The sequence below is a fragment of the Streptomyces sp. NPDC016845 genome, assembly GCF_044332585.1.
Classification (GTDB): Bacteria; Actinomycetota; Actinomycetes; order Streptomycetales; family Streptomycetaceae; genus Streptomyces.
On sequence record NZ_JBIRPI010000006.1, the window covers coordinates 320,768 to 347,120 of the forward strand.

General features: G+C 73.1%; 27 protein-coding genes and 1 pseudogene. 14 read left to right on the plus strand and 14 right to left on the minus strand.

The genetic code is table 11. The features are described 5' to 3' along the window. The first annotated feature begins 63 nt into the window (after positions 1-63). Positions 64-909 (plus strand): DeoR/GlpR family DNA-binding transcription regulator, encoded by an 846-nt coding sequence (locus tag ACH4RC_RS19435; RefSeq protein ID WP_398202248.1) that lies wholly within the window; start codon positions 64-66, stop codon positions 907-909. 86 nt (positions 910-995) lie between these two features. Next, the gene (locus ACH4RC_RS19440; RefSeq protein WP_398202251.1) at positions 996-1,478 is read left to right on the plus strand and encodes an SRPBCC family protein; all 483 of its coding nucleotides are present in this window, start codon (positions 996-998) and stop codon (positions 1,476-1,478) included. 37 nt (positions 1,479-1,515) lie between these two features. Here ACH4RC_RS19440 and ACH4RC_RS19445 read toward each other — a convergent pair whose 3' ends face one another. Further along, positions 1,516-2,691: a PLP-dependent cysteine synthase family protein gene (locus tag ACH4RC_RS19445; protein WP_398202254.1), complete on the minus strand. Its 1,176-nt coding sequence runs from the start codon at positions 2,689-2,691 to the stop codon at positions 1,516-1,518. Between the two features lie 319 nt (positions 2,692-3,010). On the opposite strand from ACH4RC_RS19445, the gene ACH4RC_RS19450 reads away from it, so the two are divergent. Beyond that, the gene (locus ACH4RC_RS19450) at positions 3,011-3,325 is read left to right on the plus strand and encodes a hypothetical protein (protein WP_398202257.1); all 315 of its coding nucleotides are present in this window, start codon (positions 3,011-3,013) and stop codon (positions 3,323-3,325) included. A 240-nt stretch (positions 3,326-3,565) separates the two neighbouring features. Then, positions 3,566-4,126, plus strand: coding sequence for an ATP-binding protein (locus tag ACH4RC_RS19455; protein ID WP_398202259.1), 561 nt, complete (start codon positions 3,566-3,568; stop codon positions 4,124-4,126). A gap of 283 nt (positions 4,127-4,409) precedes the next feature. Here the strand turns inward: ACH4RC_RS19455 and ACH4RC_RS19460 are convergent, their stop codons facing one another. The 4 genes from ACH4RC_RS19460 to ACH4RC_RS19475 form a co-directional block, all read right to left on the minus strand. Further along, on the minus strand, positions 4,410-5,666 hold the full coding sequence (locus ACH4RC_RS19460; RefSeq protein WP_398202262.1) for an ROK family protein: 1,257 nt from the start codon (positions 5,664-5,666) through the stop codon (positions 4,410-4,412). A gap of 59 nt (positions 5,667-5,725) precedes the next feature. Further along, complete coding sequence (locus ACH4RC_RS19465; protein WP_398202264.1) at positions 5,726-6,376, minus strand: alpha-ketoglutarate-dependent dioxygenase AlkB family protein; 651 nt, start codon at positions 6,374-6,376, stop codon at positions 5,726-5,728. 149 nt (positions 6,377-6,525) lie between these two features. Continuing rightward, positions 6,526-7,377: a ketose-bisphosphate aldolase gene (locus ACH4RC_RS19470; RefSeq protein WP_398202266.1), complete on the minus strand. Its 852-nt coding sequence runs from the start codon at positions 7,375-7,377 to the stop codon at positions 6,526-6,528. Between the two features lie 40 nt (positions 7,378-7,417). Continuing rightward, positions 7,418-8,302, minus strand: coding sequence for an SIS domain-containing protein (locus ACH4RC_RS19475; protein ID WP_398202269.1), 885 nt, complete (start codon positions 8,300-8,302; stop codon positions 7,418-7,420). A 142-nt stretch (positions 8,303-8,444) separates the two neighbouring features. Here ACH4RC_RS19475 and ACH4RC_RS19480 point away from each other — a divergent pair, with 142 nt between their 5' ends. The 3 genes from ACH4RC_RS19480 to ACH4RC_RS19490 all read left to right on the plus strand — a co-directional run bounded on the left by ACH4RC_RS19480 (position 8,445) and on the right by ACH4RC_RS19490 (position 11,814). Continuing rightward, positions 8,445-9,224: a DeoR/GlpR family DNA-binding transcription regulator gene (locus ACH4RC_RS19480; protein WP_398202272.1), complete on the plus strand. Its 780-nt coding sequence runs from the start codon at positions 8,445-8,447 to the stop codon at positions 9,222-9,224. A 473-nt stretch (positions 9,225-9,697) separates the two neighbouring features. Beyond that, positions 9,698-10,915, plus strand: a complete 1,218-nt coding sequence (locus tag ACH4RC_RS19485) for an MFS transporter (RefSeq protein WP_398202274.1) — start codon at positions 9,698-9,700, stop codon at positions 10,913-10,915. Positions 10,916-11,076: 161 nt separating this feature from the next. Continuing rightward, the gene (locus tag ACH4RC_RS19490; protein ID WP_398202334.1) at positions 11,077-11,814 is read left to right on the plus strand and encodes a maleylpyruvate isomerase family mycothiol-dependent enzyme; all 738 of its coding nucleotides are present in this window, start codon (positions 11,077-11,079) and stop codon (positions 11,812-11,814) included. Between the two features lie 22 nt (positions 11,815-11,836). On the opposite strand, the gene ACH4RC_RS19495 is transcribed toward ACH4RC_RS19490, so the two are convergent. After that, a complete protein-coding gene (locus ACH4RC_RS19495) occupies positions 11,837-12,250 on the minus strand; it encodes a MarR family winged helix-turn-helix transcriptional regulator (protein ID WP_398202277.1) in 414 nt (137 codons plus the stop codon). A gap of 86 nt (positions 12,251-12,336) precedes the next feature. Between ACH4RC_RS19495 and ACH4RC_RS19500 the strand changes: the two genes are divergently transcribed. After that, positions 12,337-13,869, plus strand: coding sequence for an MFS transporter (locus ACH4RC_RS19500; protein ID WP_398202280.1), 1,533 nt, complete (start codon positions 12,337-12,339; stop codon positions 13,867-13,869). 14 nt (positions 13,870-13,883) lie between these two features. On the opposite strand, the pseudogene ACH4RC_RS19505 reads toward ACH4RC_RS19500, so the two are convergent. Further along, positions 13,884-14,096, minus strand: a pseudogene (locus tag ACH4RC_RS19505) (response regulator transcription factor); the annotation flags it as partial. Positions 14,097-14,130: 34 nt separating this feature from the next. Then, positions 14,131-15,354, minus strand: coding sequence for a geranylgeranyl reductase family protein (locus ACH4RC_RS19510; protein WP_398202282.1), 1,224 nt, complete (start codon positions 15,352-15,354; stop codon positions 14,131-14,133). 152 nt (positions 15,355-15,506) lie between these two features. Between ACH4RC_RS19510 and ACH4RC_RS19515 the strand changes: the two genes are divergently transcribed. Continuing rightward, complete coding sequence (locus ACH4RC_RS19515; RefSeq protein WP_398202284.1) at positions 15,507-16,868, plus strand: dipeptidase; 1,362 nt, start codon at positions 15,507-15,509, stop codon at positions 16,866-16,868. Between the two features lie 68 nt (positions 16,869-16,936). Further along, a complete protein-coding gene (locus tag ACH4RC_RS19520; RefSeq protein WP_398202286.1) occupies positions 16,937-17,695 on the plus strand; it encodes an MBL fold metallo-hydrolase in 759 nt (252 codons plus the stop codon). A 41-nt stretch (positions 17,696-17,736) separates the two neighbouring features. Here the strand turns inward: ACH4RC_RS19520 and ACH4RC_RS19525 are convergent, their stop codons facing one another. After that, a complete protein-coding gene (locus tag ACH4RC_RS19525; protein WP_398202289.1) occupies positions 17,737-18,732 on the minus strand; it encodes an NUDIX domain-containing protein in 996 nt (331 codons plus the stop codon). A 173-nt stretch (positions 18,733-18,905) separates the two neighbouring features. Here ACH4RC_RS19525 and ACH4RC_RS19530 point away from each other — a divergent pair, with 173 nt between their 5' ends. Then, a complete protein-coding gene (locus tag ACH4RC_RS19530; protein WP_398202291.1) occupies positions 18,906-19,082 on the plus strand; it encodes a hypothetical protein in 177 nt (58 codons plus the stop codon). Between the two features lie 575 nt (positions 19,083-19,657). Here ACH4RC_RS19530 and ACH4RC_RS19535 read toward each other — a convergent pair. Both ACH4RC_RS19535 and ACH4RC_RS19540 read right to left on the minus strand, forming a co-directional pair. Then, positions 19,658-20,089, minus strand: a complete 432-nt coding sequence (locus tag ACH4RC_RS19535; protein WP_398202292.1) for an NUDIX domain-containing protein — start codon at positions 20,087-20,089, stop codon at positions 19,658-19,660. Positions 20,090-20,402: 313 nt separating this feature from the next. Further along, complete coding sequence (locus ACH4RC_RS19540; RefSeq protein ID WP_398202294.1) at positions 20,403-21,290, minus strand: aminoglycoside phosphotransferase family protein; 888 nt, start codon at positions 21,288-21,290, stop codon at positions 20,403-20,405. Between the two features lie 241 nt (positions 21,291-21,531). Here ACH4RC_RS19540 and ACH4RC_RS19545 point away from each other — a divergent pair, with 241 nt between their 5' ends. Next, positions 21,532-21,957: an STAS domain-containing protein gene (locus ACH4RC_RS19545; protein ID WP_398202297.1), complete on the plus strand. Its 426-nt coding sequence runs from the start codon at positions 21,532-21,534 to the stop codon at positions 21,955-21,957. 75 nt (positions 21,958-22,032) lie between these two features. Then, complete coding sequence (locus tag ACH4RC_RS19550) at positions 22,033-22,221, plus strand: CsbD family protein (RefSeq protein WP_398202299.1); 189 nt, start codon at positions 22,033-22,035, stop codon at positions 22,219-22,221. 137 nt (positions 22,222-22,358) lie between these two features. Here the strand turns inward: ACH4RC_RS19550 and ACH4RC_RS19555 are convergent, their stop codons facing one another. Continuing rightward, positions 22,359-23,321, minus strand: coding sequence for an ROK family protein (locus ACH4RC_RS19555; RefSeq protein ID WP_398202302.1), 963 nt, complete (start codon positions 23,319-23,321; stop codon positions 22,359-22,361). A 219-nt stretch (positions 23,322-23,540) separates the two neighbouring features. Here ACH4RC_RS19555 and ACH4RC_RS19560 point away from each other — a divergent pair, with 219 nt between their 5' ends. After that, the gene (locus ACH4RC_RS19560; protein ID WP_398202304.1) at positions 23,541-24,575 is read left to right on the plus strand and encodes a LacI family DNA-binding transcriptional regulator; all 1,035 of its coding nucleotides are present in this window, start codon (positions 23,541-23,543) and stop codon (positions 24,573-24,575) included. Between the two features lie 56 nt (positions 24,576-24,631). Here the strand turns inward: ACH4RC_RS19560 and ACH4RC_RS19565 are convergent, their stop codons facing one another. Together ACH4RC_RS19565 and ACH4RC_RS19570 are read right to left on the minus strand one after the other, a co-directional pair. Next, positions 24,632-25,930, minus strand: coding sequence for a DUF6986 family protein (locus ACH4RC_RS19565; RefSeq protein ID WP_398202306.1), 1,299 nt, complete (start codon positions 25,928-25,930; stop codon positions 24,632-24,634). Between the two features lie 171 nt (positions 25,931-26,101). Next, the coding region (locus tag ACH4RC_RS19570; protein ID WP_398202307.1) for an electron transfer flavoprotein subunit alpha/FixB family protein at positions 26,102-26,353 on the minus strand (252 nt) is incomplete at its 5' end.

Here is a 26,353-nt window from a genome sequence, read left to right on the forward strand (position 1 = left end):
GCAGAGCACATCGTGTGGCAGCCCGCGCGAGAGGCGGGATTCGGCGAAGGGAACCGACGGGACGTGAGCGAGAATCAGAACCTCCTCGCGGAGCAGCGCCGCTCCCTGATCCTCGACGAGGTCCGCCGCCGCGGCGGTGTCCGGGTCAACGAACTGACCAGGAAGCTCGGCGTCTCCGACATGACGGTCCGCCGCGACCTCGACGCGCTGGCCCGCCAGGGCGTCCTGGAGAAGGTGCACGGCGGCGCCGTCCCGGTCGTCGAGGCCAGCTCGCACGAGCCGGGGTTCGAGGCCAAGTCCGGGCTCGAGCTGACCGCCAAGGAGGACATCGCGCGCGCCGCGGCGACGCTGGCCGCGCCCGGCACCGCGATCGCCCTGTCGGGGGGTACGACGACGTACGCGCTCGCGCAGCGACTGCTCGACGTGCCGGATCTGACGGTGGTGACGAACTCGGTGCGGGTCGCCGACGTGTTCCATGTGGCGCAGCGCAGTTCGGGCACCCGGCAGGGGGCCGCGACCGTGGTCCTCACCGGTGGGGTGCGCACGCCGTCCGACTCCCTGGTGGGGCCCGTCGCCGACCAGGCCGTCGCGGCGCTCCACTTCGACGTGCTCTTCCTCGGCGTGCACGGCATCAGCCCGGAGGCCGGTCTGTCGACGCCGAACCTCGCGGAGGCGGAGACGAACCGGCGGCTCGTGCAGTCCGCGCGGCGCGTGGTGGTCGTCGCCGACCACACCAAGTGGGGGACGGTGGGCCTGAGTTCGTTCGCCTCCCTCGACCAGGTGGACACGCTGGTGACGGACGCGGGGCTGCCGGTGGAGGCGCGCGCCGAGATCGGTGAGCACGTGCGGCTCGTCGTGGCCGGGGAGCCGGTGTCCTCCGGGGGCGGCGAGAGCGGTACAGACATCTGACGGGGCGGCGGCTAGGGTGACCGTACTCGGTCAAACGCCCGTGTCCGCATGCCCGTTGGGGCCCCCTGCCAGGAGGCTGAACGTTCATGGCGCGCCAACTCCGCCCCGTCGGACTCGACTTCGTCGAGACCGCTCCGCTCCGGCTCGTGTTCGCCCGTGAGGTGTCGGCCTCGCCGGAGGCGGTGTACAGGGCGCTGGCCGAGGAGGTCGCCGAGTGGCCCCGGTGGTTCTCCGCGGTGACGCTGGCACGGCCGCTGGAGGGCGGGGCGCGGCGGGAGATCCGGCTCAAGGGCGGGACCCGGTTCCTGGAGACGGTCGTCGCCGCGGAGCCCGGTGCGGTGTACGCGTACCGGGTCGACCGGACCAATGCGCCCGGGGTGCGGGCGCTGCTCGAGGAGTGGCGGGTCGTGGGGGTGCCCGGTGGGGCTCGGGTGCAATGGACTTTCGCGGCGGACGGGGCGGCTCTGTTCCGGGTGGGGCTCAAGGCGGGGCGGGCCGGGCTCGGGCGGGCGTTCCGTGACGCGGTCGGGGCGCTCGACCGGCGGCTGGCCTCTGCGCCCCGCGCTTGAACTCAGGTCATGGCGCTCCGCCCGGGGGACCCGCTCCTCAGTCGCCGGAGGGGCTTGAGGAGGCGCCGGGCCACTTGCCCGTTGCCAGTAGCTGGTCGATCGTCCGGGCGTAAGGGGTGATGTCCAGGCCCTGGCGCTCCAGCCAGTCGTCCGCGTAGTACTTGTCGAGGTAGCGGTCGCCCGGGTCGCACAGCAGGGTGACCACGCTGCCCTTGCGGCCCTCGGCCACCATCTCCGCGACGATCTTGAGGGCGCTCCACAGGCCCGTGCCGGTCGAGCCGCCCGCCTTGCGGCCGATGGCGCGTTCCAGGGCGCGGACGGCGGCGACGCTCGCCGCGTCGGGGACCTTCATCATGCGGTCGATGGCGCCGGGGACGAAGCTGGGCTCCATGCGGGGGCGGCCGATGCCCTCGATGCGGGAGCCGCAGTCGCTGGTGGCGTCGGGGTCGTCCGTCGTCCAGCCCTCGAAGAAGCAGGAGTTCTCGGGGTCGGCGACGCAGATACGGGTGTCGTGCTGCATGTAGTGCACGTAGCGCGCGAGGGTCGCGGAGGTGCCGCCGGTGCCGGCCGTGGCCACGATCCAGGTGGGGCAGGGGTAGCGCTCCAGCTCCAGCTGGCGGTAGATCGACTCGGCGATGTTGTTGTTGCCGCGCCAGTCCGTCGCCCGTTCCGCGTAGGTGAACTGGTCCATGTAGTGCCCGCCGGTGCGGGCGGCGAGCGCCGCCGACTCCTCGTACATCGTCCGCGGGTCGTCGACGAAGTGGCAGCGGCCGCCGTGGAACTCGATCAGCCGGCACTTCTCGGCGCTCGTCGTACGCGGCATCACCGCGATGAAGGGGACGCCGATCAGCTTCGCGAAGTACGCCTCCGAGACCGCCGTGGAGCCGCTGGACGCCTCGATGACGGGGCGGCCCGGCCGGATCCAGCCGTTGCACAGGCCGTAGAGGAAGAGCGAGCGGGCCAGGCGGTGCTTGAGACTGCCGGTGGGGTGCGTCGACTCGTCCTTCAGATAGAGGTCGATGCCCCAGTGCTCGGGAAGCGGGAAGCGCAGCAGGTGGGTGTCGGCCGAGCGGTTGTTGTCGGCCTGGACCTTGCGGACGGCCTCTTTGAGCCATGTCCGGTATGCGGTGTCGGTGTGGTCGATGTCGAGCGTCGGCAGCGGCTCACCGGCCGCGCCGTCGCCTGCGGGACGATCCTGCTTGCTCGTGCTCACCGCGCGGCTCCTTCACGTCGTTCCGCGCTTCGGCCAGGGCGGAACATGTCGGAGCGACGTGTCTGGCGAGCCGGTGCGGACCCGGTCGGAACTGACCGGACGCCTCGATCATAGACACCTTCCACACGCTTCTCACCTGCATAAACACCCCTTTGAGGGGCTCAAAGGGAGACCTGGCGACAGGTGGGAACGCCCGTACGTCGTGACGCATATACCGGATGCGTCTGCTGCTTCACACCGCGTCCACATGTGTACTGGTGCTCCTGGCCAGGTACGTGCAAACTGCACCGCACGGACGCACTCGAGGGGGCGAAACGGCATGGCGGAGCCGGAGTTCACGGCGACGGGCGTGCGGATCGGGCGGCGGCTGCGCTCGCTGACCCGGGCCGGACAGATCCGGATCGCGGGCGGCAGGCTCGAACTGCTCACGAGTTACGGCAGTGAGATCGACAGCGCGCCCTTGCGTGAAGTCCGCGCGGGCAAGCCCTGGTTCGGCCCCGACGACAGCGCCACGGCGGAGGTCGACGGGCGGCGGTACCTGTTGCGGCTCGGCGACCAGAGCCCGGACGCCGGACCGCCGACGGCGCGCCGGTTCATCGAGGCGGTACGCAGCGCCGCGGCGCGCACCCCCTAGAGTTCCGCCGCCCGTCCGTCGTCCGTCCGAGGCCCGTTCGTCGCCTCGTGCGGGCGAGCGCCGAAGTTGCAGCGCCGCATCCCCTGGGTCACGCTGGTCACGCATCACTACTCAGGGTTTACCGGCGATGACGCTGCGAACCAGCCCGCCGGACACGTAGCGGGCGGTCCTGCCACAGCGTGATCGCACCGCTCGATCCGTACTCGTCTTCTTCCGGACCTATTTCGGGGAGTCGCAGCCGTGATCAGCCAGCCGAGCAGGCATTGCACGGTGGAGCTCCAAGCCCTGCCGTCGCGGATCGGACAGGTCCGCAGAATCGTATCGGCGCAGTTGCGCTACTGGCATCTCGACCCGTTGATCGACCTCGCGGAGCTCGGCATCACCGAGCTTCTCACCAACGTGCACCGGCATGTCGAGCCGGACAAGAACTGCACGGTCGAGATCGAACTGCGCAGGGAGCGGCTGACGCTCTCGGTGCACGACCACGACCCACGCCTTCCCGAGATACGGGACGACGACGTGCCCGCCGACGCCGTGTGCGGCGACGCGTCCTGCGACGACCTGGCCGCGCTCTCGACCTGCGGCCGCGGCCTCGCGATGGTCGCCGCGGTCAGCGAGAGCTGGGGGGTCAGGCCGCACGGCGACGGCGGCAAGGTCGTCTGGTTCACCCTGCCCGCCCCGGCCCCCGCGAAGGCGCTGCCGCCGGCTCCGGTCCGCACCGCGGTGACGCCCTTGCGCGGCGACGCGTCCGCACACCGCGTGTCGCACCACGCTCCCGCCCGGTCGGCCGTCCCAGGCTGACCGGGCGGTGACACTCCGCGTCCGCGGGGGGATGCGGGGCCGGGCCGGTGCCGGGCCGGGGCGTACGTCACCCCGTGACGGCACTGGCTGCGAGGAGCGCCCCGCGCTCGCGGCGAGGGTACTGGGGCGAGTACGCCCGATGGCGCGAACGCGGTGACGACCGCCCGGGTGCCGGACGGCGCCGGCACGACTGCGACCGCCACCGACGACCGCCCGGGTGCCGCCCTCGCCGGAACAGCGCTGCCGCGCGGGAGGCAGTTCACGCGGGGCCCGCAGCTACAGCTCAGACCTCGGTGAGCGCTCCGAGCGGGTCGTCGAGCACCGGCTGCCAGGCCAGCTCGGCGGCGCCGACCAGGCTGTTGTGGTCCAGCGTGCACGCCAGGATGGGGACGCCGCCGCTGCGCCCCCACAGGCTGCGGTCGGCGACGACGGCGCGCAGCCGTTCGGGGGCGGCGTCCAGGAGCGTGCGGTGCAGGCCGCCGAGGATGATGCGGTCCGGGTTGAGGATGTTGACGAGCCCGGCGAGGCCGAGGCCGAGCCGGTCGACGAGCGCCTCCAAGGCCGTCCGCACCCCGCGGTCGTCCGGCGCCTCGGCGAGGAGCGCGCGGGCCTGGTCCAGGAGGGAACCGTCGGGGTCCGGGTCGCGGCCCGCGGCGACGAGGAAGGCCAGCGGGTCGGCCTCGACGTCGAGGCAGCCGCGGCTGCCGCAGTGGCAGGGGCGGCCCTCGGGGTTGACCGTGAGGTGCCCGACCTCGAGGGCGAGCCCCGAACTACCGGTGTGCAGGCGGCCGTCGATGACGAGGGCGCCGCCGACGCCGCGGTGTCCCGTGGCGACGCACAGCAGGTCGCGGGCGCCGCGTCCGGCGCCGTGCCGGTGCTCGGCGAGCGCGGCGAGGTTCACGTCGTTCGCGGCGAACGCCGGGATGCCGAGGTCCGCCTCGCGCACGCAGTCGGCGAAGATCTGCCGCACGGGAGCCCCGGCGGGCCACGCCAGGTGCAGCGGGTTGAGGGCCGTGCCCTCGGGCTCCGCGACGGCGGACGGCACGGCGAGCCCCGCGCCGACGCACCGCCGCCCCGTCGTCTCCAGGAGCCGGACGCCCGCCTCCACCACGGAGCGCAGTACGTCCGCCGGGTCCGGGTCGATGATCGCGCAGCCGGGGGTGGTGGCGACGATGCGGCCGCCGAGCCCGACGAGGGCCGCGCGGTATCCGTCGGAGTGCACCTGCGCGGCGAGCGCCACCGGGCCGTCCTCGGCGACGGAGAGGCGGTGCGAGGGGCGGCCCTGCGAACCGGCGGCGGCGCTCGGCCTGGCGTCGATCCGGATGAGCCCGAGCGCTTCGAGTTCGGCGGCGACGGCGCCCGCGGTCGCGCGGGTCACCCCGAGTTCGGCGGTGAGGACGGCGCGGGTCGGCGCCCGCCCGGTGTGGACGAGTTCGAGCGCGGGACCGAGCGCGCTGCGGCCCCGCTCCAGGCGCGGTGGCCGCGCGGGCCCGCCGCCCGCCGTGTGGCCCCCGGTTCCGGAGGCCGCCCTGCCGCCCATCAGCAACTCCTCGCCCTGATCACGGTCAGGAATGGTATCCGGTGAACACCGTGACGTTGTCAGAGTCCGCTGACGCGCAGGGTGATGTTGAGCCGTCCCTCCAGACCCGCTTCCGGCGGCGCGGTGCCGCTCAGGGTGCGCGGCACCCCGTGGTACGCGAACCGCGACGGACCGCCGAACACGAAGAGATCGCCGCTGTGCAGCTCCACGTCGGTGTACGGCTTGGTCCGCGTCTCGGTGTTCCCGAACCGGAAGACACAGGTGTCGCCGAGGCTGAGCGAGACGACCGGCGCGGCCGACCGCTCGTCGCGGTCCTTGTGCATCCCCATACGGGCGTCGCCGTCGTAGTAGTTGATCAGCGCGATGTCGTACGGGTCCTGAGCTGCCCCCTGTCCGTACGCGGCGCGGACCGCGCGCCGCCCCAGCTCCGCCAGCTCGGGCGGCATCGCCTTCACCGGCTGCCCGTCGCCGTCGACGGCGGTGCGCGCGTACCCGTACGGGAACCAGTGCCGGCCGAGACCGAACTGCCGGACCGTCATCCGGCCCCCGCCGGGAAGGCGCACCTCGCGCAGCCCGGCGGGCGGGCGCGCCCAGGTCCGGCACGACTCGACGAGGGCGCGCTGCTCGGCCGGGCCGAGCCAGTCCGGGACGTGGACCGCGCCGGGCGCGATCTCCTCGGGCGGGCGGGCGAACAGTCCGGGTCCGGTCATGCCCACCATCCTGGGCCCTCGGCCCTGCCCCCCGCACGGCACCCTCCCGGCGCCGGTCCGCCCGCCGGTACACCTCGCCGAGAAGGCGGGCACGGCCGTCATCGGTCGCGGCGGCCGGTGCCGGGCACACGTGCGGGCGGAACAAGGGCTCAGCCCCGCAGCACCGTGATGAGCTCGCCGACGGTGCGGGACATGGCCTCGCGGCCGGCCGTCAGGTACTTGCGGGAGTCGACGGCGTCGGGGTGCTCCGCGAGGAACTCCTTGATGGCGGCGGTCATCGCGATGTTGAGGGCCGTTCCGACGTTGACCTTCGCGATGCCGCCGCGAACCGCCGCCGCCAGCTCGTCGTCGGGCACCCCGGACGACCCGTGCAGCACGAGCGGCACGTTCAGGCCGTCCGCGAGCCGCTTGAGGAGGTCGTGGTCGAGGGCGGCGGTGCGGGTGGTCATGGCGTGCGAGGAGCCGACCGCGACGGCGAGGGCGTCCACACCCGCGTCCGAGACGAACGCGCGCGCCTCCCCCGGGTCCGTACGGGCGCCGGGCGCGTGCGCGTCGAGCGGCGCGGCCCCGTCCTTGCCGCCGACCTCGCCCAGCTCTGCCTCCACCCACAGGCCGTGCGCGTGGCCCCAGTCGGCGGCGGCGCGGGTCGCGGCGAGGTTCTCGTCGTAGGGCAGGCGCGCGGCGTCGTACATCACCGAGCTGAACCCGGCGTCGGCGGCCTGCCGCAGCAGTTCGTCGCTCTGTACATGGTCGAGGTGGAGGGCGACGTCGACGCGGGCCGCGTCGGCGACGGCGGCCGCGGCGCGGGCCAGCGGCAGGAGCCGGCCGTAGCGGTAGCGGACCGCGTTCTCGGAGATCTGCAGGATGACGGGCGCGTCCACGGACTCGGCGCCCGCGACGACGGCCTCGACGTGTTCGAGCGTGATGACGTTGAAGGCGGCGACGGCGCCGCGACGGGCCGCGGCCCCGCCGACGAGTGTCCCTGTGGCTGCGAGGGGCACTGCCCCTCCTCTCAAGTGCGCAAGTGGATGACGGCGGCGGTCAGTTGGCGATCAGGATCACCGAGCGCGTGAGGTGGCGCGGCTGGTCGGGGTCGAGGCCCTGACGGGCGGCGACGGCGACGGCGAGGCGCTGGGCGCGGACGAGTTCGGCGAGCGGGTCGAGGCGGCCCTCGACCCACTGGGCGCCGGTCGCGCCGACCTGTCCGGCCAGGCCCTCGGGCGCCTCGCCGATCATCCAGGTGGCGGTGCCGGCGGTGGTGACGCTGATCGGGCCGTGGCGGTACTCCATCGCGGGGTACGCCTCGGTCCACGACAGGGACGCCTCGCGCATCTTCAGCGCGGCCTCGTTGGCGAGGCCGACCGTCCAGCCGCGGCCGAGGAAGGTGAACTGGCCGCACTCCACGAGCCCTTCGGGCAGCGGTTCGGCGAGCGCGGTGCGCGCGTCGGCGACGGCCTGCTCGGTGTGGAGGCCGAGGTGGGCGCGGAGCAGGGTGAGCGCGGTGGTCGCGAAGCGGGTCTGCACCACGGACTGCTCGTCGGCGAAGTCGAGGACCACGAGGTCGTCGGCGGCCGACTTGATCGGCGTGGCCGGGTCGCCGGTGATCGCGGTCGTGCGCACCTTGCCCTTGAGCGCGGTGAGGAGGTCGAGGACCTCGGTGGTGGTGCCGGAGCGGGTCAGCGCCACGACATGGTCGTAGGAGCGCCCCGACGGGAACTCCGACGCCGCGAAGGCGTCGGTCTCGCCCTGGCCCGCCTGCTCGCGCAGCACGGCCGCGGCCTGCGCCATGAACCACGAGGTGCCACAGCCGACGATCGCGACCCGCTCCCCCCGCGCCGGAAGGGCGGCCTTGTGCGTGCGGGCCAGCTCGGCGGCGCGCGTCCAGCACTCCGGCTGGCTGTTCAGCTCGTTCTCGACGTGACTCATGTCCGTACCCACTCCCCGGTGGTCCATTTCACGGTGCTGCTTGTTCGTGCAAGATATAGCGAGCTTTCAATCAGTATCAAGCATTCGTGCGCAAACGGCTATGGTCTGTCCGACCGAGCCGATCGACGATTGGAGGTCGCGGATGTCCCGCGACGCCCGCTGGAAGTCCCTCCTGGAGCTGCTCGTCGAGCGCGGCCGGCTCGACGTGGAGGAGGCGGCGACCGAGCTGGGCGTCTCCGCGGCGACGATCCGGCGCGACTTCGACCAGCTCGCGGAGCAGCAGATGCTCGTACGCACGCGCGGCGGCGCCGTCGTGCACGGCGTCAGCTACGAACTCCCGCTGCGCTACAAGACCGCCCTCGGCGCCGCCGAGAAACAGCGCATCGCCAAGGCGGTCGCCGAACTCCTCACGCCCGGCGAGGCGGTGGGCCTGACCGGCGGCACGACGACGACGGAGGTCGCCCGCGCCCTCGCCGTCCGCCCCGACCTCGCCTCCGGCACCCCGGCGCTGACCATCGTCACGAACGCCCTGAACATCGCCAACGAGCTGGCGGTGCGCCCCCAGTTCAAGATCGTCCTGACCGGTGGGGTCGCGCGCCCGCAGTCGTACGAGCTGATCGGCCCGCTGGCCGACGGCGTACTCGGCCAGATCACCCTGGACACGGCGGTGCTCGGCGTCGTCGGCCTCGACGTCACGCACGGCGCCTCCGCGCACGACGAGGCGGAGGCGGCGATCAACCGCCTGCTCTGCGAGCGCGCGGAACGGGTCGTGGTGGCAGCGGACTCCAGCAAGCTCGGCCAGCGGGCCTTCGCCCGCATCTGCGACGTCTCCCAGGTCGACATCCTGGTCACGGACACAGCGGCCGGGAAGGAGGCGCTGGCGCGGTTCGAGGAGGTAGGGGTACGGGTGGTCGCGGTGTGAGCGCGGCGGGCCCGGGGTGAGCGCGGCGGGCCCGGGATGAGCGCGGCGGGCCCGGGATGAGCGCGGCGGGCCCGGGGTGAGGCGCGCGGGGACATGCCCCGCGCGCCTTTCTCGTGCCGCATGGCCGCGGCGCCCGCCCGCGCGGACGAGCAGGCATCACCACGGGCCGCCGACGAGCGGGCCCGAACCGGCATGGACGGCGGCGAAGTCCATCGCGGCCCGCACAGACCCGGCGGCAGCGCGGCGCGCTCGGCAGGAACGCCCAGCGCGGATCGCGCATGCCGCCGCCCGCACAGACCGGCGGCAGCGCGGCGCGCTCGGCAGGAACGCCCAGCGCGGATCGCGCATGTCGCGGCCCGCACAGACCCGGCGGCCGCGCGCCACGCAGGGCACACATCACGCCCGCCCCGCCCGCGTCGCGGCCCGCACCAACCCCCTTGTCCCGAACGCGGCCCTCCACCTACTCTGATTTTGTGCCGCTACTGAACAAACTTGGGACCGTCAGCGCCGACGGACCGCAGCGCTCGCCCCTGTCCCGCCTGCGTACCGTGCTCACCGTCTTCTTCGCCCTCGACGGGTTCGTCTTCGCGGGCTGGGTGGTGCGCATCCCCGCGATCAAGGAGCAGACGGGGGCCTCCGCGAGCACGCTCGGGCTCGCACTGCTCGGCGTCTCGGCAGGGGCGGTCGTCACGATGATGCTGACGGGCGGATTGTGCCGCCGGTTCGGCAGTCACGCGGTGACGGTGGCGTGCGGAGTGCTGCTCCCGCTCACCGTCGCCCTGCCACCGCTCACCCACTCACCGCTCGCGCTCGGCCTCGTCCTGCTGGCCTTCGGGGCGGCGTACGGCGGCATGAACGTGGCGATGAACAGCGCGGCCGTCGACCTCGTCGCCGCGCTCCGCCGACCGGTCATGCCGAGCTTCCACGCCGCGTTCAGCCTCGGCGGCATGGCGGGCTCGGGCCTCGGCGGCCTGGTCGCGGGAGATCTCTCCCCGACCCGGCACCTCCTCGCCATCACCGTGATCGGCCTCGTGGTCACCGCGGCGGCCGCGCCGACCCTGCTCCGTCAGACCCCGCCGACCCCGCCGGCCCCGCCGGAACGCGTCCAGGACGAGGACGCCGCACCGCGCCCCGTCGGCCGCCGCGCCCCCCACGGCCTGGTCATCGTCTTCGGCCTCATCGCCCTGTGCACGGCCTACGGGGAAGGGGCCCTGGCCGACTGGAGCGCACTCCACCTCGAAGAGGACCTGCACGCGCACCCAGGCGTAGCGGCCGCCAGTTACTCCTGTTTCGCGTTCGCCATGACGATCGGCCGGCTCTCCGGCACGGCCCTGCTCGAACGGCTCGGCAGGACCCGCACGATGGTGTACGGCGGGGCGACCGGCGCGGCCGGCATGCTGCTCGGCGCGCTCGCACCCTCGGTGTGGCTGACCCTCATTGGCTTCGCGGTCACCGGGCTCGGCCTGGCGAACCTCTTCCCCGTCGCCATCGAACGCGCCGGCGCCCTCGCGGGCCCGACCGGCGTCGCCGCCGCCTCGACCCTCGGCTACGGCGGCATGCTGCTCGGCCCGCCCGCGATCGGTTTCATGGCGGACTGGCTCTCCCTGCCCACGGCCCTGACGAGCGTCGCGCTGCTCGCGGCGATCGCCGCGACCATAGGCTTCGCGACCCGCAACGTTGCGACCCCCTGAGAGCCTGACTGGGCCTGCCTGGGGCTGCCTGATCCTGCCTGGGCCTGCCTTCGAGACCGGGGAACCCGGGCCGCCGACCGCACCCCCCGCATCTCGATCCCCGGAAACACCGCCCCCGGACGCGCGTCACCCGGCACACTCGCCCCATGGAGATACGTCCCTTGGAAACGGCCGAACACCTTCACGTCCTCGACACCGAGGGGCGCCGGCTCGCGGTCGCCGCCGAGCAGGCGGGCGTCGACGCCAAGGTGCCGACCTGCCCCGGGTGGCAGATCAGGGACCTGCTGCGGCACACGGGCATGGTGCACCGCTGGGCCGCGGCGCACGTCGCCGAGGAACACCGGGAACCGCAGCCGGACGGGGGTCTGCCCGATCTCGACGGGGAGGAACTCCTCGACTGGTTCCGGCGCGGACACACGTACCTGGTCGACACGTTGACGCAGGCGCCGCCCACCGTGTCGTGCTGGTCGTTCCTGCCCGCCCCCAGCCCGCTCGCGTTCTGGGCACGGCGCCAGGCCCACGAGACGACCGTGCACCGGGTCGACGCCCAGTCGGCGCTGACGACCGCGCAGGACCCGATCGCCGAGGACGTCGCGGTCGACGGGATAGAGGAGCTTCTGCTCGGCATGCACGCCCGCAAGAAGAGCCAGGTGCGCTCCGACGAACCGAAAGTGCTGCGCGTACGGGCGACGGACGCCGACGCGACCTGGACCGTCCGCATCACGCAGGACCCGCCCGCGACCGAGCGCGGCGGTGCGGGCGAGGCCGACTGCGAACTCGCGGGCCCCGCCGCGCGCCTCTACCTCTCGCTCTGGAACCGGCTGCCGTTCCCGTCCCTGACGGGCGACGCCGCGGTGGCCGCGCTGTGGCGCGAGCGATCGGCGATCACCTGGGGCTGACCTCCGGGGCCCGCGCCTGAAGTCAGGCGTCGGGCTCCAGCATCCGGCTCAGGACCGCCCGCTGCAACGGCCTTACCTCGCCGTGCAGTTCGCGCCCCTTGGGCGTCAGGCAGACCCGCACCCCGCGCCGGTCCTCGCTGCACATCCCGCGCTCCACGAGCCCGTCCTTCTCGAGGCGGCCGATGAGGCGGGACAGAGCGCTCTGGCTCAGATGGACCTGCCCGGCGATCTCCTGTACCCGGAAACCCCCGGCGTCCTCCGCCGCGCCCTCGGCGAGCACGTCGAGAACCTCGAAGTCGCTGGCGCCCAGGCCGTGCTGGTGCAGCGCACGGTCGAGTTCGCACATGGTGCGCGCGTGTACGGCGAGTATGTCCCGCCACTGATCCACGAGGTCCGGCGCCGCCGCGGCCCTCGCTTCCGACTTCTGTGCCGCCATGCTCGCACGGTAGCAGAAGAACCCTCTTTATTGCATCAGCATTAAATGCACTTGCACTCAATGCGTGTGCATGTACATTGCTGCGCATGACTTCTCCGCTCTCCGCTGCTCCCTCCTCACCCGAGGCGTCCCAGGAGCACTGGTCCCCCCGGCTCTGGGGCACGCTGCTCGTCCTGTGCGCCGCGATGTTCCTCGACGCGCTCGACGTGTCGATGGTCGGCGTCGCCCTGCCCTCGATCGGCTCGGAACTGGATCTGTCGACCTCCACGCTGCAATGGGTCGTCAGCGGCTACATCCTCGGCTACGGCGGCCTGTTGCTGCTCGGCGGCCGCGCGGCCGACCTGCTCGGGCGGCGCCGCGTCTTCCTCGTAGCCCTCGGCGTCTTCGCGGTCGCCTCCCTGCTCGGCGGGCTCGTCGACTCGGGGCCGCTGCTCATCGCGAGCCGCTTCATCAAGGGCCTGAGCGCCGCGTTCACCGCACCGGCCGGCCTGTCGATCATCACGACGACGTTCGCGGAGGGCCCGGTGCGCAACCGCGCCCTGTCCATCTACACCACCTGCGCCGCCACCGGCTTCTCCATGGGCCTCGTCCTGTCAGGCCTCCTTACGGAGGCGAGCTGGCGCCTGACCATGCTCCTTCCCGCGCCGATCGCCGTGATCGCGCTGCTCCTCGGCCTCAAGCTGATCCCGCACAGCGCCAAGGAGGAGAACCACCGCGGCTACGACATCCCCGGCGCCGTCACCGGCACCCTCGCCATGCTGCTGCTCGTCTTCACCGTGGTGCAGGCCCCGGAGTCCGGCTGGGGATCGGCCCGCACCCTGCTCTCCTTCCTCGCCGTCGCGGTACTGCTCACCGTGTTCGTCCGTATCGAGCGCCGCTCGCCGGGACCGCTGATCCGGCTCGGGGTACTGCGCTCCGGCTCGCAGATCCGCGCCCAGATCGGCGCGATGACCTTCTTCGGCTCCTACGTCAGCTTCCAGTTCCTCGCGACGCTGTACCTGCAGTCGCTGCTCGGCTGGTCGGCGCTGAGCATGGCGCTCGCCTTCCTCCCGGCGGGCGCGCTCGTCGCCCTGTCCTCGACGAAGGTCGGCGCGATCGTGGACCGCTTCGGCACCCCGCGCGTGATCGCGGCGGGCTTCGCATGCATGGTGCTCGGCTACGCCCTGTTCCTGCGCATCGACCTCGACCCCGTCTACGCGGCCGTCATCCTGCCGACGATGCTGCTGATCGGCGCCGCGTGCGCCCTGGTGTTCCCGTCCCTGAACATCCAGGCCACCAACGGCGTCCACGACGACGAGCAGGGCATGGTCTCCGGTCTGCTCAACACCTCAGTGCAGGTGGGCGGCGCGATCTTCCTCGCGGTGGTGACGGCGGTGATCACGGCCGGCGCCCCCGAGGGCTCCTCGCCGCAGGCGGTCCTCGACAGCTTCCGCCCCGGTCTCATCGTGATCACCGCGGTCGCGCTGGTGGGTCTGCTCGTGACTCTGACGGGCCTGCGCGCGGGCCGTGCGCAAGACACCGTCGTCGTCGTGAAGTCCGTACCGCAGACATCCGTACCCCAGGGATCCGTACCCCAGGAGGCGGCGGCCGTCGAGGAGGGACTCGCCCTGCGCGACTGACCGATCGGCTGGGCTCACCCCAGCCAGCCGGGCCGTACGAGCCCCGACTCGTAGGCGAGGACGACCAGTTGGGCGCGGTCCCGCGCGCCCAGCTTGACCAGCGTCCGGCTCACATGGGTCTTGGCGGTGAGCGGGCTGACGACGAGGCGGCGCGTGATCTCCGCGTCGGACAGCCCGATGCCGACGAGCGCCATCACCTCCCGCTCCCGCTCGGTGAGGCCGGCCGACGACGACGCCGCCGCCGCGATGCGACGGCCCGCGTCAGCGGTCGAGCCGGGTCAGCGCCTTCCCCGCCAGCGGATGGGTGCGGACCAGTTCGCCCAGCGTCGTCGAACCCCGGGTGATGCGCGCGAACGCGTTCCACGCCGGGCGGAACCCGGTGAGCACGGTGTGCAGCAGCCCGGGCTTGCGCTCGAAGACGGTCAGCATCCGCTTGCCGACGGCCATCTCGACGCCGAGCCCCGCCTTGATGGCGAAGGCGTAGTTCAGCGCCTGGCGGCGGGCGTCCACCGCGTCGTGCGCCTCGGCGACGCGCACCGCCCACTCCCCCGCGAGACGGCCCGAGCGCAGCGCGAACGAGATGCCCTCACGGGTCCACGGTTCGAGCAGACCGGCCGCGTCGCCGCAGACCAGGACCCGGCCGCGGGAGAGCGGCGAGTCCTCGGCGCGGCAGCGCGTCAGGTGCCCGGAGGAGACCGCGGGCTCGAAACCGGCGAGCCCGAGCCGCCCGATGAAGTCCTCCAAGTACCGCTTGGTGGCGGCCCCTTCACCGCGGGCCGAGATGACGCCGACGGTGAGGGTGTCGTCCTTGGGGAAGACCCAGCCGTAGCTGCCGGGCATCGGGCCCCAGTCGATGAGGACCCGGCCGCGCCAGTCGTCCGCGACGGCCTGCGGAACCGGGATCTCCGCCTCCAGGCCGAGGTCGACCTGGTCCAGCTTGACGCCGACGTGCGCGCCTATGCGGCTCGCGCTGCCGTCCGCGCCGACCACGGCGCGGGCCAGGATCGTCTCGCCGTCCTGGAGGACCACGGCGACCGTGCGCCGGTCGGGGACCTCGGTGCCGTGCTGCTCGACACGGGAGACGGCGGTGCCGGTGCGCAGTTCGGCGCCCGCCTTCTGGGCGTGCTCGACGAGCTGCGCGTCGAACTCGGGCCGGTTGATGAGCCCGAACAGCATGTTCTTCGAGCGGCGGGTGCGCGCGTACTTGCCGTTCAAGGAGAACGTCACCGCGTTCACCCGGTCCTTCAGCGGCAGCTCGAAGCCGGGCGGCAGCGAGTCCCGGGACGGGCCGATGATGCCACCGCCGCACGTCTTGTACCGCGGGATCTCCGCCTTCTCCAGGAGCAGCACCCGCCGTCCGGCGACCGCGGCCGCGTACGCGGCGGACGCTCCCGCGGGCCCTGCGCCCACCACGACGACGTCCCACACCTCCATGGCCCGCTCGTCGCCCATGTCGCCCTCGCCCGTCGAGTTCTCGCTGCTCACGATGGTCTACTGCTCCCGATCAGCTGCCTGCCGCACGTTTCTCACGCATCCTACGGCGGGCCGCCCCGTGACCCGCTGCGGGAGGATCATGGGAGGATCGTCGCCACACCCTGCACACCCTGCACACCGTCGCACCTACGAGGAGCGTGCCCATGTCGCCGCATCCGATCGCCGAGACCGTCGCCTCCCTGCTCCCGCGGGCCAAGGCCGAACTGGCCGAACTGGTGGCCTTCAAATCGGTGGCGGACTTCGCTCAGTACCCCAAGAGCGAGAGCGAGGGCGCCGCCGCCTGGGTCGCGGACGCGCTGCGCGCCGAAGGCTTCCAGGACGTGGCCCTGCTCGACACCCCCGACGGCACGCAGTCCGTGTACGGCTTCCTGGCAGGCCCCGAGGGCGCGCCGACCGTGCTGCTCTACGCGCACTACGACGTGCAGCCGCCGCTGGACGAGGAGGCGTGGGTGACGCCCCCGTTCGAGCTCACCGAGCGGGAGGACGGCCGCTGGTACGGGCGCGGCGCCGCCGACTGCAAGGGCGGCGTGCTGCTTCACCTCCTCGCGATCCGCGCCCTGAAGGCGAACGGCGGTGTGCCGGTCAGCATCAAGGTCATCGCCGAGGGCTCCGAGGAGCAGGGCACCGGCGGCCTGGAGCGCTACGCCGAACAGCACCCGGAGCTGCTGCGCGCCGACACCATCGTGATCGGCGACGCGGGCAACTTCCGCGTCGGCCTGCCCACCGCGACGGCCACGCTGCGCGGCATGACCCTGGTCCGCGTCGAGATCGACACCCTCGAAGGCAATCTGCACTCCGGCCAGTTCGGCGGCGCGGCTCCCGACGCGCTCGGCGCCCTGGTCCGCGTACTGGACTCGCTGCGCGCCGAGGACGGCTCGACGACCGTCGACGGGCTGGAGCCCGGCGCGGCCTGGGACGGCCTCCAGTACGAGGAGGACGCGTTCCGCAAGGACGCCAAGGTGCTCGACGGGGTCGAGCTGATCGGCTCCGGTACGGTCGCCGACCGCATCTGGGCGCGGCCCGCCGTCACCGTCCTCGGCATCGACTGCCCGCCGGTGGTCGGCGCGACGCCGTCCGTGCAGGCCGGTGCCCGCGCGCTGATCAGCCTGCGGGTGCCGCCGGGCACGGACGCCGCCGAGGCGACGAAACTCCTGATGGCGCACGTCGAGGCGCACACCCCGTGGGGCGCCCGCGTCCGCGTCGAGCAGGTCGGCCAGGGCCAGCCGTTCCGCGCGGACACGACGAGCCCCGCGTACGCCGCGATGGCCGACGCGATGGCGGAGGCGTACGACGGCCAGGAGATGCAGTACGCGGGCCAGGGCGGCTCCATCCCGCTCTGCAACACCCTCGCCTCGCTCTACCCCGAGGCCGAGATCCTCCTGATCGGCCTCAGCGAGCCGGAAGCGCAGATCCACGCGGTGAACGAAAGCGTGTCGCCGGAGGAGCTGGAGCGTCTGTCGGTGGCGGAGGCCCGCTTCCTCCAGAAGTACGCCGCCGCCAACTAGCCGGGCGGTTTCTTCGCCGAGAGCCGAGAAGTACGAGGTCGTGTCCGCGGCGTCCGTACGGTCGCCCCATGACGACCCATCCGCCCTACCCGCCGACGGACACGATCGACCTCACACCCCGGCTCCGCCTCCTGCGCTTCCCGGTCGGCCAGGCCTACCTCTGGCGCGACGGCACCGGCCCCGGTGCCGAGCTGACCCTGATCGACGCGGGCGCGGCCGGTGCCGGGCGGCCGGTCGCCGAGGCCGTACGTGAGTGGGGGCACGCCCCCGAGGACGTACGGCGGATCGTCCTCACGCACTTCCACGAGGACCACGCGGGCGGCGCCGGGGAGTTCGCGCGGCTGAGCGGCGCCGAGGTGTACGCCCACCACCTCGACGCACCGTACGTACGCGGCGGGGTCCCGGGGCCCCGGCCCGTCCACGAGGAGTGGGAGCGCCCGATCCACGAGCAGGCGCTGGCCCGGCTGCCGCCCCGCCCCGCTCACCCCGAACTGCCGTCCGCCGTACGGGGGTTGGCGGACGGTGACGTGCTCGCGTTCGGGGGCGGGGCGCGGGTGGTCGACGCGCCGGGGCACACGGACGGCTCCATCGCCCTGCATCTGCCCGAGCACGGCGCCCTGTTCACCGGCGACGCGGTGGCCGTGTCCCCCGTGGACGGGCAGGTGATCCTCGGCGTGTTCAACCTCGACCGCGCGCGAGCCGTCGCCTCCTTCCACCGCCTGGCCGCGCTCGACACCGACGTGGTCTGCTTCGGCCACGGGGACCCGGTGGTGGGCGGCGCGGGCGCGGCGCTCCGCAAGGCCGCGGGAGCGTACGGACCTGCGTGACATGACATGACGGGCGGCCCGCATGGCGGACCCGCGCACCGTCAGTCGACGGGGACTCCCGCCTCCAGATAGTGCGCGGCACCACGCTCACGCGCGCGTAGAGCCCAGCGCAGCCGCTCGAAGCGGACCGGGGGCAGCAGCCCGGCCGCCTCGTCCTCGCCGACGAAGCGCCAGGCCCGCAGTTCGGGGCCGGGCAGCAGGACGCGGCGGGCGGCCTCGTCCGTGAGCCGGCCGCCGTCGAAAAGGAGCCGCAAGCCGCCGTAGCGGGGCGGCTCCGGTGCTTCCCAGTCGACGACAAGGAGCCGGGGTACGTCGACGAGTTCTATGCCGGTCTCCTCGGCGACCTCGCGGATGCCCGCGCGGGCGGGCGCCTCGCCCCGCTCCACGACGCCGCCGGGGAACTCCCAGCCCGGCTTGTAGGTGGGGTCGACGAGGAGCACCCGCCCCTCCTCGTCGAAGAGCAGCACGCCCGCCGCGACGGTCTCGGCGGTCGGCTCCGGGGTCTGCACGATGTCGCACGGGGCGGCGTCCCCGGCCTGCACGGCGGTGGCTATCCGCAAGGCGGTGTCGTACGGGGTGAGCGCCCCGTTGTCGACCAGGTAGGCGTCGGCCGCGAGCCAGCTCGCGAGGGCGGCGCGGTAGGGCTCGATGTCGGCGGGGAGTTCACCGCCGGGGTCGCGCCTACGCAGGATCGTTTCCCCTGGAGCGAGGAGCACATGGCACACCGGGATGCGGCGAGCGGCGAGGCCGCCGAAGATCTCGTCCCGGTACTCCTGGCGCAACAGGCCCATCGGCACCACGAGCACGCCGCCCAGCTCGGTGAGGAGGGCCGCCGCGGTGTCCACCACGAGCCGCCGCCAGATGGGGAGATCCTGGTGGTCGTTCACCTCGGCGAGCCGCTTGGCCGGCAGCAGCCGCTCCAGCTCGCCGTCGATCACCTCGGGGTCGAAGAGCGTGCAGTTCGGGAGCAGGTCGCTCAGCTCCCGTGCGGCGGTGGTCTTGCCCGCGCGGGACGCCCCGTTGACCCAGACGATCACGGTTCCCCCTCATCCATCGGCCTCCTGAGGCTTGCCCGCAACACCCCGCCGTGGAAACCAGCCGCAGATCAGAGGCGGTACGAGCGGCTCGCGGAGCCCGTCGATCACCCGTCGGTCCCCGGCCGTTCACAACTCGGAGGCGCGTTGTCAGTGTCACCCACTACGCTCTCCACATGACCTTCACCGAGAACCGCGCACCCGTGCGGTCCGCCGACGAGCTGAACGAGCGCATCCGCCTCCTCATGGCGCACTCCGGCGGCCGCCTCAGCGAGTCGCAGCGCCAGGAGTACGAGGTCCTGGTCGTCGAGTGGGCGGCGGCGGTACGCGGGGAGATCGTGAAGGCGGCGTGATCCTCCGGGTGGAGCGGGTGGGTGTGCCGGGCGGTAGGTAGGCGGCCCTGCGGGTGGCCCGGGTCGTTCGCCCCGGCGGGCTGTGGATCTCGGAGCCGCGCCGCCGCGGTGCGCGGGACGACCGAGTGGGCCGCCCGAGGCCGCGGTCGGGGGAGTGGATGCGGCAGTACCGCGCCGCCGACAGCCGCACGGCCCGGTTCGCGGGAAACCTGAACAGGCTGGGCTCGAGCGGGGTCGCAGCGGGACCAACAGCCCGAGCCCGCCGCCCCAGCGAGCAAACGCATCGCGACACACCACCCGCAGCCGCCCCGCCCGGCCCGCAGGAACCCCGCGAACGACCCGGAACCCGGCACCCACCGGCGCAGGCCACAAGCACACCCCGCCCCCGGACCCCGGAGGGCGTGGAAACGGCCCGGGATCGGTCCTCGGGCGGTGCCTCAGCGGTGTGCCGCTCGCGCTCGCGCCGTCAGCGCCCCGCACCTCACGACGGCATCAGCGGGACGGCGGGACGGCGGACCTCAGCCCACGATCGCCGCTCGCCGCCTGCCGCTCGCCGCTTGCCGCTTGTCGGGTCGTCAGAGGCCCGTCGTCACATGGCGCAACGCGTCCGCCGCCGCCGGGGACAAGGCCGACACGTCAAGACCCGCGAGCGGGATCCACTCCGCCGCCTCCGTGGTTCCTTCGGTCTCCAGGACCTCGGGGACGTCGCCCTTGAGCTCGACGACGTAGAACAGGGCGATCAAGTGCCAGGCGATGCCGCCCCGTTCCACCGAGTAGGCCCGGCTGTCGACGAGGCGGGCCGTGATGAGTTCCAGCCCCGTCTCCTCGCGGAGCTCGCGCTCCAGCGCCTCCACCGGCTGTTCGCCGTGGTCGATGCCGCCGCCGGGCAGATGCCACAGGCCGGGCGCGAAGACCGGTGAGGTGTCCGACAGGCGGGCCAGGAGGATCCGGCCCTCCCTGAGCGCCACCGCGTACGCGGAGACACGTGTTCGCGCCTCGTTCTCCATGCTGCTTCCCCTCCCCCGGGGCCGTCCCCCCGCCGCGATCATGGTGAGGGGCACTCTACGGGGCGCCCGCGCACCGTCTCAGGGATGTCACGGTGGCGGGGGCCCCGAAGACCCGCGCGGAGAACCGGAAGGCCGGGGTGTCCGCCGCTGCCCGACGGCGTACCACCGGCCCATGTCCGGCCTCCCGGTGTCTCCGCTACGCAGTCAATCGCAGCGGCGCGGGCGCCAGAAGCGTGTGCGGGGACGCCGTCGCGGCGCGGCTTTCACACGGGCGCGAAGAAAACACACGCCCTGCCCCGCCGCGCCGCGCGCCCTACCCGGCGAGGGCCGCCCTGATCTGGCGCTCCGTCTGCGCCCGGACGCGCGGACTGGTCGCGGCGTACGCCGTGTAGGCGGACAGGCCCGTCGTCAGTGCCCAGCCCCGCCCGCGCAGCCAGGTCGCGTCGTCGGCGCCGAGCGCGGTGCGGAAGACGGCGCGTGCGGCCGGCGAGAGCAGAGTGAAGGCGACCATGAGGTCGACGGCCGGATCGCCGACACCGAGATTCCCGAAGTCGATGACGGCGCTGAGGCGGCCGTCGACGGTGAGCAGGTTGCCGGTGTGGAAGTCGCCGTGGCACCACACCGGCGTCCCCCGGTGGCCGGGGCAGGCGAGCGCGGCGTCCCACAACGCCGTCATCGCGGGCGCGTCGAAACCACCGGCGACGGCCCCGATGGCCTCCCGTGTGGACGGGTCCCGCTCCGCCAGCGTCTCGGTGGCCCCGGCCGCGCCTCCGTCCTCGTCCGGGGCGAAGCTCCACAACGCCCGCAGGAATGCGGCCAGTTCACGCGCCGCCTCCGCCGAGTTCCCGAGACCCTCGACCGTCGCCGCCTCGCCGTCCAGCCAACGCGTCACGGCCCAGGGCCACGGGTAGCCGAGCGCCGGTTCGCCCACCGCCACCGGGACGGGCACGGCCAGGGGGAGCCGCGGCGCGAGGCGGGGCAGCCAGTACTGTTCCTTCCTCGCCTGCCCGACGGCCCCGCGGTGGCGGGGCAGACGCACCGACAGCGCGTCGCCGAGGCGGTGGATGACGTGGTCCGACCCGGCGGGGTCGACGAGCGTCAGGGGCAGCCCGGCCCACTGCGGGAACTGCCGGTCGACGAGGCCGCGGACGAGCGCCGTGTCGATGTGCGGACGGTCCGTCCCAGCGGCCCGGGCCCTCATATCGAACCCCTTTTTCGCTCACCCGTACCTTTAAATGTCAAGCACTTCAATCTCAATTCACTCCATCAAGTGATGTGGGCGAGCGGGAATCGTTACGCCACAACGCCCGTACGGAATATGCCGATACGGTGACCGACCAGGCGCCCCAGTCCCCGGTGACCTCCCGATTCGTTCGCACGAAACATGAGGCAGCGCGGACGGCTCCCCCGGAGCCGGACTAGTGCTCGGCCCGGGGGGACCGATGCGACAGGGCAACCAACAGGACTACGTCTCCGGCGACTGCGGAGACCACGACGGCACCACCGGTGCGACGGACTCGGAGGAGTTCCTGAGCCCGCCCGTGGTGCACACACCCGGCGACTGCGCGGTCGTCGAACTCCGCGGCGAGATCGACCTCCTCGCCTTCCAGCGCATGGCGCCACTGCTCGACACCGTGGCGGCGGGCCCGTACCGGGTCGTGGCGATAGACCTCACCGGCACCACGTTCTTCGACTGCTCCGGGCTCTCCCTTCTGGTGCGGGCCCATCGCAGGGCCGCCCACCGGGGCGGCCGGATCACCGTGGTCTGCGGCCACCGCCTGACACTGCGCATCATCGAACTCTCCGGCCTGACCGAGGTGCTGACTCCCGTGGCGACGGTGGAGGAGGCCCTGCGGCCGTCACCGTGAGTATCCGCTGCGGATGCGGGTGCGCGAAAACGCTTTTAGCGTGGCACTTGTCTTGGCTCACCGACTGAGGAGCGAATGATGGGCGAGAACGCCATGGACAAGGCCAAGGGCAAGGCCAAGGAGATGCTCGGCCAGGCGACCGGCAACGAGCGCATGAAGTCCGAGGGCAAGGTCGACCAGGCGAAGGGCAAGGCCCGCGAGACCGCCGACGACATGCGGGACCGGGCCGAAGGCGCACGCGACTCCCTGCGCGACGACGAGTAGCCGACGACACACACAGCGGGCAGGCTCCCGATCACATGGGCCGGCAACGCTCGCATGGATACGCCGGCGTGGCCGCGGGCTCCGGTAACCGCTCCTGACTACCCGTCACGCAAGCCGCGGGGCGGCCGCCACGAGCTTCACACCGCCTGCCGCTGCGCCCCGCCGAGGACCGCGTCGGACTGGAGCGCGGCCGCCGCCGCGCCCACCAGACCCGCGTCCGTGCCCGTCGACGCCGGGGCCACCGTGAGGCGCTGCACGAAGGAGAGCGTCGCGTAGTCGCCCAGCGCGCGGCGCAGCGGGGCGAAGAGGACGTCGCCCGCCTTCGCCACTCCCCCGCCGATCACGGCGATGTCGATCTCCACGAGCGTCGCGGTCGCCGCGATGCCCGCCGCCAGGGCCTGGGCGGCGCGCTCGAAGGAGGCGACGGCCGCACGGTCGCCGGCGTGGGCGGCGCGGGCGACGGCCGCGGCGGACGTGTCGCCGTCGGCGCCGGGCCGCCAGCCGTCACCGAGTGCGCGACGGGCGATGTTGGGGCCGCTGGCGATGCGCTCGACGCAGCCGCGCGCGCCGCACGGGCACGGGTCGCCGTCGAGGTCGACGCTGATGTGACCGATGTGGCCCGCGTTGCCGGTCGGCCCCGGACGGAGCTGGCCGTTGAGGATCAGGCCGCCGCCGACGCCCGTGGAGACCACCAGGCACAGCGCGTTGTCGTGGCCGCGCGCCGCGCCCTGCCAGTGCTCGGCCGCCGTCATCGCCACGCCGTCGCCGACCAGCTCGACGGGAAGGCCGCCCGCGAGCGCCCGTACGCGGGAGACGAGGGGGAACTCACGCCACCCCGGCACGTTGACCGGGCTGACCGTGCCGTTCGAGCGGTCCACGGGGCCGGCGCTGCCGATGCCGACCGCCCGGACCCGGGGCCACAGCTCGGAGACGGTCAGCTCGGCGAGGACCGAGTCGACCGCGCCCATCACCGTCTCACCGTCCTCCTGCGCGGGGGTCGGACGCTGCGTACGCGCCAGGATGCGGCCCTGGTCGTCCACGAGGGCGCCGGCGATCTTGGTGCCGCCGATGTCGAGCGCGGCGACGAGGTCCATGTGCATCAGTGTCAGATCCCCTGGGAAAAAGGCAGGTCGGAGAAGGAAAGTTTAGGAAGCGAAGTACGGCGGAGGACAGTCTCCCCCGAGCCTGACAACGTTGTCCAGGCCCTATGCTCGACGCCACACGCCCGTGCAGGATGATGAGCCCTGACGAATCGGGCCCGTCACCCGCCCGGGTGGCCGGCTGATCCCGGCAGCGACGACAGGACAGGACAGCGCATAGTGGACCGCACCGCCCGCCGCACCGAGAACCGCTACGGCAATCGCCCGACCATGAAGGACGTCGCCGCGCGCGCCGGGGTGGGCCTCAAGACGGTCTCCCGGGTCGTCAACGGCGAGCCGGGCGTCACCCCCGACACGGAGCGCCGCGTACAGGAGGCCATCGCCGCGCTCGGCTTCCGGCGCAACGACAGCGCGCGGGTCCTGCGCAAGGGACGTACGGCCAGCATCGGGCTCGTCCTGGAGGATCTGGCGGACCCGTTCTACGGCCCGCTCAGCCGCGCCGTGGAAGAGGTCGCGCGGGCGCACGGGGCGCTGCTCATCAACGGCTCCAGCGCGGAGGACCCCGAGCGCGAGCAGGAACTGGTGCTCGCGCTGTGCGCGCGGCGGGTCGACGGCCTCGTCGTCATTCCGGCCGGGGACGACCACCGCTACCTGGAGCCGGAGATCGCGGCCGGGGTCGCGACCGTGTTCGTGGACCGGCCCGCCGGGCGGATCGACGCGGACGTGGTCCTCTCCGACAGCTTCGGCGGCGCGCGCGACGGTGTCGCCCACCTGATCGCGGGCGGGCACCGGCGGATCGGCTTCATCGGCGACCAGCCCCGCATCCACACCGCCGCGGAGCGCCTGCGCGGCTACCGGACGGCGATGGAGGACGCCGGGATACCGGCGGACGAGCGGTGGATCTCGCTGGGCGTGACCGACCCCGAGCGGGTGCGGCGCGCGGCCGAGGACATGCTGAAGGGCGAGGAGCCCGTCACCGCGATCTTCGCGGGCAACAACCGTGTGACGGTGACCGTGGTCCGGGTCCTCGCCGAGGCGGGCCGGAGCGTCGCCCTCGTGGGCTTCGACGACATCGAGCTGGGCGATCTGCTCCGGCCCGGGGTGACCGTGGTCGCGCAGGACGCGGCCCAACTCGGCCGCACCGCCGCGGAGCGCCTGTTCCGCCAGCTCGACGGGGCGACGCTGCTGCCGGAACGGATCGAGCTGCCGACCCGGCTGATTCAGCGGGGTTCGGGGGAACTGCCTCCGGCGTGACCCGATACGGCAAAGGGCCCGGCGCTGTCGAAGCGCCGGGCCCTTTGCCTGGCTGTCTACTCGGCCTTCGCCGTCAGGTCGCCGCGGCGCGGCCCCGCGTACCCCTCCAGGTCCGCCCGCGTCAGGCCGCTGAGCCGGGCCACCTCGGCGACGTCGAGGGCGCCGCAGTCCAGGCCGCGCAGCAAGTACCCGGCGAGCGCCTTGGCCGTGGCGGGCTCGTCCGCGATGTCGCCGGAGGCCTGGTTCGCGTAGGCGGCGAGACGGGCGGCGGCCTGTTCGAAGCCCTCCCGGTAGAAGGCGAAGACGGCGGCGTAGCGCGTCGGGATGTGGCCCGGGTGCATGTCCCAGCCCTGGTAGTAGGCGCGGGCGAGGGCGCGGCGGGTGAGGCCGTAGTGCAGGCGCCAGGCGTCGTGGACCTTGGCGGTGGTGCCGACGGGCAGCACGTTGGTGGAGCCGTCGGAGACGCGGACGCCCGTACCGGCGGCGGCGACCTGCATGACGGCCTTTGCGTGGTCGGCGGCCGGGTGGTCGCTGGCCTGGTAGGCGGCGGAGACGCCGAGGCAGGCGCTGTAGTCGAAGGTGCCGTAGTGCAGTCCGGTCGCGCGCCCCTCGGCGGCGTCGATCATGCGGGCCACGGCGGCGGTGCCGTCGGCGGCGAGGATGGACTGGCTGGTCTCGATCTGGATCTCGAACCCGAGCCGCCCGGCGTCGAGACCGTGGGCCTTCTCGAACGCTTCGAGCAGCCGGACCATCGCCGTGACCTGCTCGGGGTACGTCACCTTCGGCAGCGTGAGCACGAGCCCGTCCGGCAGGCCGCCGTGCTCCATGAGGCCCGTGAGGAAGATGTCGAGGGTACGGATGCCGCGGTCGCGGACCGCCGCCTCCATGCACTTCATGCGGATGCCCATGTACGGGGCCGCGGTCCCCTGCGCGTACGCCTCGGCGATGACGCGCGCGGCCCGTGCGGCGGTCTCGTCCTCGTCGGCGTCGGAGGCGGGCCGGTACCCGTCCTCGAAGTCGACCCGCAGGTCTTCGACCGGCTCGCGCTCCAGCTTCGCCCGTACGCGGCGGTGAACAGGCTCCGCGAGATCGTCGGAGAGCCCGAGCACCTTGGCGAACGAGGCGGCGTCCGGGGCGTGCTCGTCGAGCTGCGCGAGGGCCTGGTCGCCCCAGGAGCGGATGGTGTTCGCGTCGAAGGCGTCGCCGGGGACGTAGACGGTGTGGACCGGCTGGCGGGTGCCCGGGTCTCCGGGGTAGCGGCGGCCCAGCTCCGCGTCGACCGGCGCGAGCGAGGCGCTGATGCCCTCGCTGACCGCGCCCGCGAGGCTCGTCGACACCTTCTCCTGCTGACCCATCCCTGCACCCTCCATACGCTCACTCTTTCCGCTTCACGGAATCAACAATCCGTATAGCGAAGTTAACGGCCGGGGTGATCGGCGTCAATGGCCCCCTCGCACGGTCCCGGTACGCGGACGGGGCCGCGCGGCGATGAACGCCACACGGCCCCGTCGGAGCAGCGGAACCGGTCAGCCCTTGCGGGTCTTGACCTCGTCGGTGAGCTGCGGGACGACGTCGAAGAGGTCGCCGACGACGCCGTAGTCAACCAGGTCGAAGATGGGCGCCTCGGCGTCCTTGTTCACCGCGACGATCGTCTTCGAGGTCTGCATACCGGCCCGGTGCTGGATCGCCCCGGAGATGCCGTTGGCGATGTACAGCTGCGGCGACACACTCTTGCCGGTCTGGCCGACCTGGTTGGAGTGCGGGTACCAGCCCGCGTC